Raw genomic sequence first — 12,464 nt, 5'->3', positions numbered from 1 at the left:
TGCTGGAGAGGTCCGGAGGCAATTGCGCAGCACACCGAGGTGAGGGGCGAGGAGCGGAGGCACATCGCCTGGCAATCGCCTGCTTGGCTTTTCCCCCACACATGCGGCACACCACTATAACGGATGTATGGAGAAAGATAATGGGTGACTCTGTTCGGCTGAACTTGGATGGGACCGACTTCGAACTTCCAGTCGTTGTCGGAACCGAAAACGAGAAGGCGCTCGATGTCTCGAAACTCAGGGCGCAATCCGGTTTCATCACTTTCGATGACGGATACAAGAACACTGGCTCTTGCCAGAGCAAGATCACGTTCATCAACGGTGAGAAGGGGATTCTGCGCTACCGCGGCTATCCCATCGAGGAACTCGCCGAGAAGTCCACCTTTGCTGAGGTGGCCTACCTGATCATCTTCGGCGAACTGCCCTGCTCCGTTGAACTGGAGCAATTCCGCAAACTCCTTCGTGAGCATGCTCTCGTTCACGAAGATATGCGGCACCACTTTATGGGCTTCCCGCCCACGGCGCATCCGATGGCTGTGCTTTCCTCCATGATCAACGCGGCTTCCTGCTATTCGCCCCACCTCCTGGAGTCTCCATACGACAAGACCTCCTTCATGGAAGCGACGGCACGTTTGCTGAGCAAGACCGCCACAATCATCAGCTATGTTTATAAGAAGATGAACGGGCGCCCTTTCCGGTATCCGAACCCGCATCTGAACTACACAGAGAATTTCCTGCACATGATGTTCGACGAGCCAAATAACGAGAAGCCGATCAACCCGCAGGTTGCCCGCGCTCTCGACCTGATCTTGATCTTGCACGCGGATCACGAGCAAAACTGCTCGACGTCAACCGTGCGTATGGTCGGCAGCTCGCGCGCGAACCTGTTTGCATCCGTCGCTTCTGGTGTCTGCGCCCTCTGGGGACCGTTGCACGGCGGCGCGAATGCGGCTGTGGTGCGCATGCTCGAAGACATTCACACGTCCGGCATGAGCATCGAGCAGTGCGTCGCTCGCGCGAAAGACAAGGACGACGACTTCCGCCTGATGGGCTTTGGGCACCGCGTTTACAAGAACTTCGATCCACGCGCCAAGATTCTGAAGAAATCCGCCGACCAGGTGCTGAGCAGCCTGAATCGCGAAGACCCACTGCTTGAGATCGCCAAGGCTCTCGAAGACGCCGCGCTTGAGGACGAGTACTTCGTCGAGCGCAAGCTGTATCCGAACGTCGATTTCTACAGCGGCATTCTGATGCGTGCGATGGGCATTCCGGTCAGCATGTTCACGACCATCTTCGCGATGGGCCGCATGCCCGGCTGGATTGCCAACTGGCGCGAGGTGCACCAGAATCCGCACCAGGCCATTTACCGTCCGCGCCAGGTCTATCAGGGCCCGACGGAACGGCACTACGTTCCCATCGAAGGCCGTTGATCGAGCGTCACATCAACTTGCTGAAACGAAAGCGCCGGGCCCTCGCGGGCCCGGCATTTGTTTGCCGCGGGACTACTTGAAACGTCCGGGACCGAGAGGATTCTCGCCGGCGTCTTCGCGCAACAGCCGATCAGCGGCGAATCGCCCGACGGCTGCGCTGGTCGTCACGCCGTGCCCCCCAAGGCCAGCGACCCAGAACAGGCCATCGACATCCTGGTCCCATCCGATCACGAACCGCGAGTCCGGGGTCAGCGTTCTCAGTCCCGCCCAGAACGTCTGGATTGTCACGTGCGACAGGCCAGGCATGTGGCGGTCGAGTTTCTCGGCCAAGAGATCCGTCACGCCGGAATCTGTGTTAGGACTGCCTGGTGGATGATCCACGACATCGCACGGACAAAGCAGCAGGCCGCCCGACTCCGGTCGGAAGTAGAGCCCATGAGCGACATCCCAGGCGAATGGCCACTTGGGGTCGACCCAGTCCATCGGTCCGGTCACGTAGAGATGCCGTCGGCAAGGGCGAAGAGGTAGCTTGCGCGAACCCATCATTTCACCCACGCGTCCTGCCCATGCGCCGGCTGCATTCACGATGACATCGGCGGTGAACTCGCCCTGATTCGTCTCAACTATGAACTCATTCACTTTGCGCGCGATGTGTTGCACGCGGCAATTCACGTGAAGTTGCGCACCGCCGGAGATGGCTTCCTTCAAGTAAGCTCCCAGCAACCCCGCCACATCTACCACGCCGTCAGTGGGGGAGTAGGCAGCCAGTTCGAAGTCTGCGTCGCGCAGAACGCTCAAGGTCTCGGCGACTTGAGTGCGATCCTTCAAATCCACTGGAACTCCAGCTTGCTGCGCGGCTTCTACCATTCGATGCAGCGCACCGAGATCGTCGCCTGAACTCAGCAGGTACGATCCGCAATGGTCGAACTGCGGTTGGCGCACCCAATCGGTCGGCAGATCGCGCAGGAAGGCCCCACCTTCCCGTGCGAGGGCCGCAATCTCCGTGTCCTCCACCAGTTGCCGAATCATCGCGGCGTTGCGGCCGGAGGAATGGTAACCGATGACAGCTTCCTTCTCGAGAATTGCGATCTGGTCGACTCCGCGGAGAGACAACTGCCATGCAGTGGAAGCGCCGGCCAAACCTGCTCCGATGATGACGACTCGGGGACTGGACATCAGGGACGGGAGAATCCTGGCAAAAAGATGGGGCCAACGCGAAACGGCCCTGGCCATTCCCTACGCCAGGGCCGCTCCGGTCAAGGACAGGAACCGAACTTTGTTCTCAGTGTGCTTGTCTCAGCGGCCGGAACTGATCCGGCGAGCAGCCATTGCCTCGATCTGCTTCTGGAAGTTCTGGGGATCCAGGATCTGGATATCCTCGATCGAACCCGGCTTGATCTGCAGACGATCGCGGTACTTGTCGCTCATACCATGGATGACGATCGGTGTTGTCTTGCCATACTTGGCCTCGTCGAAGTTCTTGGCGATGTCATCCCAGAACACGACCTCTGTGCTGCCGGAAGAATCGCGGACAGACAGGATGTTCGGGGCACGATCATTCCAAGCTGCGCGGAAGTCGTTTATGAATCCCACGATGATGATCGCCTCGCCGACGTGATCGGCGGCTTCGCCCACGGGCGTCACTTGAGGCAGCGACTCGGCGGCGCGGAAGGCCTGTACCATGTCTGCCGAGACGCCCTCGACCAGCTCATTCTTGACCGAATCAAGCGTCCGGCCACTGCCCTGCAAAATGATGTCGCTGGGCTGCGTTACGCGGACCTGCAACTGGTCCTTGTAGGTTCCCACGGTGCCGCGAGCCGTCACCATCTGGCCGGGCATGGCGACGCCAAGGCCGCGCTCGACTTCCGGCGCGATGTCCGGATAGTAAACGATGCCAATCTCGCGGGGCTCTTCCAGCATGCGGAGCGCATTCGGCATGCGGTCATGGCGCGAGGCGTAGACCTTGATGATCTTGCCGGTCATCGTCACTTCTTTGCCGATCATATCTTCGGTCAGATCTTCAGGGGCGATTGCTCCAGGGAAACCTTCAAAGGGGGCATTGAGATCGAAGCGGCTGGCCGAGGGGTCACCCTTGTCAAGATCGGGAGTTGCCATCAGAGCCGACGAGAACCGAGGCGTCGGAGTGACCATCGCCCAGTCCGGCGTTGCCTGCGCGCGAGGCGGATTCTGCTGGCGACGGGCTGCGGCGGGAGTCGGCCGGGGCGTCGGTGCCATCGTTGCGACTGGGGGGACGCGGCGTGCCGGTTCAGGCGGACGCGGCGTTGCCTGCGAGGCGCGCGCACGCTCGCGCTTCATCTTGGCAGTGAGAAGCTCGCCACCCAGCTTGATCTGGGAACTCGACGAAACGCGAATGACTGGAGAGAAGCGATCGAGTTCCACGGGTCCCGTGACTGTGATCACCTGGCCGGCGTTCAGGCTGTCGAGTTCCTTGCCCACTGACTGCGCCAGAAGGATCGTAATCGCGCCCTCATCATCCGTCAGGTACCAGCGATAAGGCGCATCGCCGGCCATCGGTGCGATCTTGTTGGCGATGCGGCCAACGATCTCTACCTGCTGTCCTTTGAGTTCGCTGCCGACCTCCGAGATTGGAACCTGTTCTGCGAAGACCGAAGTCCACGCCAGAAGTATCGTCAGGCAGAAGCCGAGAGTGTATCGAGACAGGATCGTTGTTTTCATGTGCTTACGTGTCATCCCCGTGGAGTTCGCTCCGAGTCCAAAGCCTATTAATTTGCTGAATGTGTGAGCGGTAGGCAACCAGAATACGAAAGCACCGCCGCTGAAAACGCACCGAGCCTCCCGCCAAACGACGGGAGGCTCGGTTGAGCAGGGCTCTTCGACAGGGGGTTATTTCAGCCCTTCGGCGTTGACCTTCTGGGCCATCATCTTCGGGAAGATGGCGTAGAACGTGGCCGCGGTGACCAGGTCGTCAACCGGGCAGTATTCCTTCGTCGTGTGTGCGACCGCTTCGGCTCCGGGGCCGAAACCGATCGATGGGATGCCCATGCGGCCGGCACAGGCGACGCCGTTCGTGGAGAAAATCCACTTTCCGGCCTTCTGCGGGCTGCCCTTTGCCATGGAGGCTGCCACTTCGCCCACCTGGACCAGCGGATGATCCTCGGGGAATACCCAGGTCGGGTAGAACTTCTCCTGGCCGATCTCGTACCCATTCCAGGTCGTGACCTTGTACTGAAGCATCTCCACGACGCCATTGGCGGCCTTGACGCTTTCCAGATCCTTCAATTCCTGGATGGCGCCTTCGGGCGTCTCGCCGGCGGTCAGGCGACGGTCGCAGTAGATGGTCGCTTCGCCCGGCACGGCGCACAGGCTCGGCGTCTTGCACTCGATCTTCGACACGCAGATCGTGCCCTTGCCGAGGAACGCGTCATCCTTCAGACGATGGTTTAGCTTGTCGATGTCGAGGACGATCGGCGCGGCCTTGGTGACCGGGTTGTCGCCGCGCTCGGGGGCGCTGCCGTGGCAACTGCGGCCCTTGATGTTGATCTTGATTTCCATGCGGCCGCGATGCCCGCGGTACAGGTTCATGTCCGTCGAGTCGGTCAGCACGCAGTAGTCCGGCTTGATGCCTTCGGTGCCGATAATGTGCAGCAGCGCGATGCCGTCGCTATCTTCCTCGAGGGTCGAGGCGACGACCCAGACCGTGAAGTCGTCTTCGAGATCGAGGTCCTTGATCAGCTTGCCGGCGTAGACCAGGCCGACGATGCCGCCCTTCTGATCTGCAGCGCCGCGTCCGTAGATCACGCCATCCTTCAGCGTGGCGGGGTAGGGGGGATTCTCGGTCCACTCGTCCGGGTCGCCCACGTCGACCGTGTCGATGTGCGCGTCCATCATGATGACGGTCTTGCCGTTGCCGATGCGGCCCAGGCAGTTGCCCATCTTGTCGATGATGACCTCGTCGAAGCCGACGTCTTTCATTTCCTTCTCAATGCGGCGGATCACGTCGCCTTCCTGACAGGACAGGGACGGGATCGACACCACATCCATCATGAACTGAGTGATTTGCTCGCGATTCGCCTCCGCCGCGGCGCGGACCGCCGTCACGTCGGGAGCTTGTGTAGTCGATTCTGCCATTTGCTCGTTTGCCTTTCGTGCAAAGTTTAACCCCTCAGCATCCCGAAACATGTAGCGGCAGAGCAACGAAAATCCGCATCCGGCCGAAAAAAGCTGGGGGAGAGGTGCTCGGAACGGAGTGCCCCTACTCGTTCTTTTCGTCATCGATGACCTGGTCGATCACGATGCAGGCGCACAGAATGGAGACGTCGTCCTCGCCGTCGACGATGTGGACGCCGTAGAGCTGCGTAGCGCTGAAGTACGTCTGGCTGACCGTGGCGACCTTCTGCCCGGCGCGCGTGAAGATGAACTCGTGGTCCGACGGCGAGCCCTCGATCGTGTAATCGTTTGGGCCGGGCACATCGAGCGTGAACCTCTTCTCCAGCCATGTAAACTGCCTGGTCATCTCGGCGAACAGCTTGCCGTCGCGATAGATCCGGTAGCGCGGGAGCAGGCTCAACTTCCTCTGCTCGATGAAGGCCAGTTCGTTGCCCTTCAGGTCCTGGAAGGACAGCTTGTGCCCCCAAGAGAATAGCTTGCTGTGGACGTAGTAAACCGGCCGGTCATCCAAATCCCGGATCGTGAATTGATCAGCCCAAGACCAGAGTTTCTCTTCGATCTGGTAAACCATCGGGGCCTCGGTGGGGGAGTAGTCGCTATTCGCGCGCGAGCAGGGCGAAGGTGTCAATGGCCACAAATTCTCAGGATGAACGCAGATGCTTTGCCCTCCACGTGCCGGGCGACATGCCGGTGTCGTCTTTGAAGGCGTTGCAGAAGTAGGTGGCGCGGCGGAAGCCGGTGGCGTCGGCGATTTCTTGAATGGTCAATGTCGATTCGATCAGGAGCGTCTTGGCCTTCGCCAGGCGTTGCCGGCGGATCGCGCCGTTGACGGTGGTGTGCAGGCGTGCGCGAAAACGCTTCTCGAGTGCGCTACGGCTGATCCCCGCGGCACGCGCGACAGCCGGCACGTTCAGCGGATCGCCCAGGTGATCGCGGATGAAGACAAGTGCCTGGGCAAGAGCAGGGTCTTCGACTGCGGCGATGTCCGACGACATGCGGGTGACGATTCCTCGCGGCGGAATCTCCACAACGCGCGGCGGAATCGTTTCACCCGCCAGCAGACGATCCAGCAGCGCGGCCGCTTCCCATCCGACGCGTTGGGTGTTCTGCTCGACGCTGGAGAGCGAAGGCAGAAGCGACTCGCAGATCAGCCGATTGTCGTCCACGCCAACGATCCCGACCTGTTCCGGCACGCGAATGCCTTCGGCAAGGCACGCCTCCAGAACATGCAGAGCCCGTGTATCATCGGCCCCGAGAATCCCAACGGGTTTGGGCAGTTCGCGTACCCACTGGGCCATGCCGGCGGCGGTTTCGATATCCGTCTGGGGCGAATCAACGGGTTCGTCGCGATAGGATGAGCATGCAAGGCCGTGGCCGCGGAGGATCTCTTCGAAGCCTCGCCGTCGGGCCGTTTCCCAGGGAACCCATTCCGAGCCGCAGAAGCCGAAGCTGTGGTAGCCGCGTTCCAGGAAATGCTCTGCGGCCGAGCGTCCGACTTCCAGATCGTCCGTCACGATGCAGGAGTAGGGACACTCCGGTTCGTCGTTGGAGATGCTGACCGCGGGCACGCCGATACGGCGAATGCGGTCGAGCTTCTCCTCCGACCAATGCGAAAAGATGATTCCAGAAGCCCCGAGAGCGACGAGGTCTTCGTACTCCTCGAACTTGTCGACGAGTGAGAAACTCGGCACGTTGTAGAACAGTCGCCAGTTCGTGTGCCGGCGAGCATATTGGATCACGCCGTGGAACGCCCCGATCCGGTACGTTTCCGTGAATCCGGTGCGGGCGATATCGAGCGCGATGCGGTGGACGGTCATCGGAAGTGCCTCCGATCAGATCGTCCCTCTGATTACCTCCGGCGGGCAATGCTGAAATTCGTAATACATTTGCCAAATAACGTAATTGAGTCTGGTGGTGGAGCGGTCTACTCTGTCTTCAGCCGGCTCGCACCAGGACCGCCGGCCCATTGTCAGTGGAGTGAGCGACCCCCATGTTGATACGAACCAAGCGCCCGGCGAGCGCCCTCTTCGCCCTTCTTCTGATCGGAATTCTCGGAGGCTGCAGCATGACGACTCCCGAACCTCCGGCGATCCCTGCGCCGGAAACCGCAAAACCTGCCCCAGCACCTCAGGCACAAACCAGCGACTGGTACGATATGCCGGTGCGCCGGACGCTGCACGACGACGGCGATCTGGTGATGTACTGCATCTATGTGCGCAACTACACGCCGGAAGGCACCTTCGATGCGGCACGAGAACGTCTGCCCGAGGTCAAAGACCTCGGCGCGAACATCATCTGGCTGCTTCCCATTCATCCCATCGGAAAAGAGAAACGCAAAGGCCCCGATGGCAGCCCGTACTCGATCAGCGACTACTACGCGATCGATCCCGCATTGGGGACGGAGGAGGACTTCAAGGAGTACATCGCCGCCGCGCATGACTTGGGCATCAAGGTCATGATGGACTGTGTCGTGAACCACACGGCGCACGACCACGTGTGGGCAAAGGCGCATCCCGAGTGGTACCTTCGAGATGCCAACGGAAATCCGCGCGCAGAGTACGACGACTGGACGGATATCGTCGACTTGGATTGGGACTGCCCCGACGTGCGCGAGCAGTGTTCGAAGGTGCTCCGATACTGGGTGACGGAGTTCGGCATTGATGGCTATCGTTGCGATGTTGCCGACCTTGTTCCGCGCGACTGGTGGTCTGAAATCACCGATGAGTTACGAGACCTCGACCCAGACTTTCTGATGTTTGCGGAAAGCCAGGAAGCCAGCCATTACTCCAATGGCTTCGACATGGTGCACTACGAAGGCCTGCGCGATAATCTTCTGGAAGTTGTGCATGGCAAGAAGAGCGCCTTGGCCGTCTGGCAGGATTGTCACCGCCGGCAATTGCATTACCCGAAGGACTCCATGCAGGTGCTTTTCCTGGAGAACCACGACAAGCCACGGGCAATCAGTGCATTCGGTGGCGTGGAGCCAATGAAGGCGGCTGCCGTTCTGACGATGACGCTGCCTGGGGTTCCGCTGGTTTACGCCGGAATCGAAGTGGGGGAGGGCTCAGATCGTGACGCGACTTTCTTCACGCGCACGCCGATCGATTTCACTCAGGACCCGCACAATTTGCGCGCATTCTGGAAGGATCTGATCGCTACGCGTCATGCACATCCCGCGCTTCAAGATGGCGAACTCAACCTGCTGAAGACGGAACAGCCTGACAAGATTCTCGCCTTCGAACGCACCAGTCCAACCGACCAGGCGTTGGTTGTCGTGAACCTTTCCAAGGAGCCTGTTCGCATGACGTTGACGCATGATCTTGTTGAAGGGAATGAACTCGAACTTCCTGCCTGGGGATGGAAGATTCTGACGGAGGACAATCTGCTTCCTTCCGTCAAGAATAGCAATGGCAAGGCCAATCCGGATGCCGTCGTGATCGCGGGAAATGCGCGGTTCACGGTGCTGACTCCAGAACTGATTCGCATGGAGTGGTCTCCGAATGGGCAGTTCGAGGACCGGCAATCGTTTGCCTTCATCAACCGAAATCTCCCCGCGCCCGCCTTTAGGACCGAACGCAAAGGCGACGGCGTTCTGATCAAGACGAACGACCTGGAACTGCACTACACGGGTGTAGGAGTTGGCTTCACGAAAGAGAATCTCTCCATCGAATTCCACGTTGCCGACGAAGTGAAGCACTGGGTTCCCGGGATGGAGAATTCAGGCAATTTGCGCGGCACAACGCGCACACTCGATAGCGTCAACGGCCCGACGGAACTCGATCCGGGCCTGCTTTCACGCGACGGCTGGGTTCTCGTCGACGATTCGAAACGACTCCTTTTCGGCGATGAGAATCTGCCGTGGTTCCACATGCGCGCGAACGACAAGGCGCTTGACTGGTACTTCTTCGGCCATGGTCACGATTACAAGCAAGCTCTTGCAGATTTCACAAAGGTCGCCGGCAAGATTCCGATGCCGCCGCGCTATCTGATGGGTGCCTGGTGGTCGCGCTATTGGAACTACAGTGACGAGGAACTGAAGGAACTCGTGGAAGCCTACAAGAAGCGTGACATCCCGCTGGATATCCTCGTCGTCGATATGGACTGGCACCTGGTCGGCGAGCAGTATCCCGACAACGGCTGGACGGGATACACCTGGAACCGGGAGCTCTTTCCCGATCCGCCGGCATTCCTGAAGTGGGTGCACGACCAGGGATTGCATGTGACGCTGAACCTGCATCCGCATTCCGGCGTCGGGAAGCATGAGGCTGCATTCCCCGAGGTCGCCCGCGCGATGGGATTGGATCCGAACAAGATCGATGGCGTCCCGTTCGATTGCACGAGCCCGCAGTACATGGACGCCTACTTCAAGTACCTCCATCATCCTCTGGAAGATGAAGGCGTCGATTTCTGGTGGCTGGATTGGCAGCAGGGCTCAGTGTCCGGAGCGCCCGGCCTGGATCCGCTCTTCTGGTTGAACTACATGCATTGGACGGACATGGAAACGAACCCGGCGCGCGCCGGAAAACGCCCCGTCATCTTCAGTCGTTGGGGAGGCCTTGGCAATCATCGCTACCAGATTGGATTCTCAGGCGACACGTACAGCACGTGGGAAACTGTGGCTTTCCAATCGAAGTTCACAGCGACCGCCGGAAACGTTGGATATGGGTATTGGAGCAACGACATCGGCGGTCACTTCCCGGGCCCGGTTGAGCCGGAAATCTATGCGCGCTGGATTCAGTTAGGGGCCCTGTCGCCGTTCCTGCGTACACATGCGACCAAACACCCCGACGCAGTGCGCGCCATCTGGAAGTTCCCGGATGAAGTCTTCGAGAGCGCTCGCAAGTCCTTTCACCTGCGCTATCACCTGTTGCCGTATACTTACACAGCGGCGCGAGAAGCTTACGACACGGGCGTTTCGATGTGTCGGCCGATGTACTACAACTGGGCAAAATTCGACGAGGCGTACGAATTCACCGAGGAGTACATGCTCGGTGATGATCTACTGATATCGCCTGTGGCCTCGCCGCGCGACCCCGTCAGCGGATGCGCGCTGAAGGAAACATGGCTTCCTCCCGGCGAGTGGATTGATTGGCTGACCGGCGAAACGCACGAAGGTCCCGCAGTGATCACCAGCCTTGCGACGCTGGACGAAGTTCCCATTTTCGTGCGAGCTGGCAGCATCATTCCGGCTGCAACGAAACGCCATCGCGTGAATGAGAAGCCGCTCGATCCGGCGATTCTTCACATCTATCCCGGTGTGGAAGGCGAAGGCCGTCTGTACGAAGACGATGGGGAGACGATCGCCTATCAGAAGGGGTCGTGCGCATGGACGCAGTTCACACAGCGCACCCAGGATGGCCGCACTGTCATCACCATCGAACCGATTAAGGGTGAGTTCGATGGCCTTCTGACGACCCGTGCATGGCAGTTGCGCCTGGAGAGCACTTGGGCGCCAATGTCGGTTACGTGCGATGGCGAGGCTATTCCACAGAAGGCAGCGAACTCAGACAGCGCGGGATGGTATCACGATCCGCGCGCTATGGTCACCGTTGTGGATATCGAATCCGCTCCGACGAACAAGCCGCGCACGATCATCATCCAGCCGTCGGAGAGCGATCTTGCCGACGCCATGAAGTCTCGCCTGCATTGTCTCTACGCGGCGGACGACCTGCTGGGTGACAACTCTCCGAGTGAACTTCGCGCGACGCTGGAACTCGCGGAAAGCCTCTCCGAGCAGGCCGACTCACCGAATGCGCTCGTCGATGCGATGGACGGCGAGCACTGGCTGACGCTCTTGAAGTCGATCGGCGACAGCGAGGCGGATCCAGACGATGTGCTACAGGCCACGGCCCGTCTGCTCGGGCTGACGGCAGCTCTTCGGGCAACTGGTTCTGCCGATCCCACACATCCCATTCGAGTTGAAGCCGATGTGAACCTTCTGCGCGATGCGGGCGATTTGTCCGGCGCAATCTCACTGAAGACGCCACAGAACTGGCGCGTCGAGGGAGCGACCGAGGTTCCCATCGGCCAGTTGAAGCCTGGGGCGCCTGTCACGGCCTCCTTTGATCTCGCGCCGATCGGCAATCCGCAGACGACCTACCTGGAGGCGGAGATTCTGCTTCGTCATGGCGGCCGTGAATTCCGCGTTCCCTTCCGCGACCTGCTGCTTCCTTCGATTAGCGAGTGGTACGTCATCGGTCCGTTCGACAACGCGTGGGAGGATGGGCTCGACAAGGTCTTCCCGCCGGAGGAATCGATCGACCTCGCCGCGACGTATCCTGGCAAGAACGGTCGGACGGCATCATGGCGCCCGATCAAGCGCACAATTGATGCGGAAACAAATCTCAGCGATGAGTTTGTGGTCGATCTGCACGAGGCAACCGGCGGTTTCAACGAGTACGCCGCGGCGTATGCCGTGACGTGGCTCGAAGCGCCGGAAGAGATGGATGTTATCCTCGCGATCGGTTCCGACGATGGCGTGGCTGCGTGGCTGAACGGCGAGGAAGTCCATCGCAACTCCGTGGGCCGCCCGTACAAGTCGAAGCAGGATATCGTACCGGTTCATCTCAAGAAGGGTACAAACGAACTACTCCTGAAGATCACGCAGGGGGCTGCCGGTTGGGAATTCGGCGTTCACGTCGACGCACCCGATGGAACGCCGGCTCTCGCCGTGAAGGCGAGCATTCCCAGCAAGTAACAGGCAACCCATAGTCCCACCCGAGGCCCTCTGCGCGAATACGTGGAGGGCCTCACTCGTTTTTGGGCTTGCCGTAGAGCACGAACCTTACGCACCATCCCGACAACCTGGGAATGGGCGCACTTGAGAGGCCGGGAGGGCGGACCGCGACGAAGTCGGCGGCACCCTACCACGAGAGGATTCCCGGC

General features: G+C 60.0%; 7 protein-coding genes. 2 read left to right on the top strand and 5 right to left on the bottom strand.

Annotated elements, in window-relative coordinates:
- The first annotated feature begins 101 nt into the window (after nt 1-101).
- On the top strand, nt 102-1,430 hold the full coding sequence (locus KQI84_19205; GenBank protein ID MCB2157012.1) for a citrate synthase: 1,329 nt from the start codon (nt 102-104) through the stop codon (nt 1,428-1,430).
- A gap of 72 nt (nt 1,431-1,502) precedes the next feature.
- On the opposite strand, the gene KQI84_19200 is transcribed toward KQI84_19205, so the two are convergent.
- From KQI84_19200 to KQI84_19180, 5 genes are all read right to left on the bottom strand, one after another.
- Nucleotides 1,503-2,606 carry an FAD-binding oxidoreductase gene (locus KQI84_19200; GenBank protein ID MCB2157011.1) on the bottom strand — a complete coding sequence of 368 codons (1,104 nt, stop codon included), beginning with the start codon at nt 2,604-2,606 and terminating at the stop codon, nt 1,503-1,505.
- A 120-nt stretch (nt 2,607-2,726) separates the two neighbouring features.
- Nucleotides 2,727-4,127 carry a hypothetical protein gene (locus KQI84_19195; GenBank protein MCB2157010.1) on the bottom strand — a complete coding sequence of 467 codons (1,401 nt, stop codon included), beginning with the start codon at nt 4,125-4,127 and terminating at the stop codon, nt 2,727-2,729.
- Nucleotides 4,128-4,295: 168 nt separating this feature from the next.
- Nucleotides 4,296-5,540 carry a YgeY family selenium metabolism-linked hydrolase gene (locus KQI84_19190; GenBank protein ID MCB2157009.1) on the bottom strand — a complete coding sequence of 415 codons (1,245 nt, stop codon included), beginning with the start codon at nt 5,538-5,540 and terminating at the stop codon, nt 4,296-4,298.
- Between the two features lie 124 nt (nt 5,541-5,664).
- On the bottom strand, nt 5,665-6,150 hold the full coding sequence (locus KQI84_19185) for an LURP-one-related family protein (protein ID MCB2157008.1): 486 nt from the start codon (nt 6,148-6,150) through the stop codon (nt 5,665-5,667).
- A gap of 70 nt (nt 6,151-6,220) precedes the next feature.
- Nucleotides 6,221-7,396, bottom strand: a complete 1,176-nt coding sequence (locus KQI84_19180; protein MCB2157007.1) for a substrate-binding domain-containing protein — start codon at nt 7,394-7,396, stop codon at nt 6,221-6,223.
- Nucleotides 7,397-7,644: 248 nt separating this feature from the next.
- On the opposite strand from KQI84_19180, the gene KQI84_19175 reads away from it, so the two are divergent.
- Entirely contained in the window at nt 7,645-12,276 is a 4,632-nt protein-coding gene (locus KQI84_19175; GenBank protein MCB2157006.1) for a DUF5110 domain-containing protein, read from the top strand.
- Nucleotides 12,277-12,464: the final 188 nt, after the last annotated feature.

The organism is bacterium (genome assembly GCA_020444065.1).
GTDB lineage: Bacteria > Sumerlaeota > Sumerlaeia > SLMS01 > JAHLLQ01 > JAHLLQ01.
The sequence above is the reverse complement of the archived record's forward strand: the minus strand, read 5'-3'. Positions and strand labels throughout refer to the sequence as shown.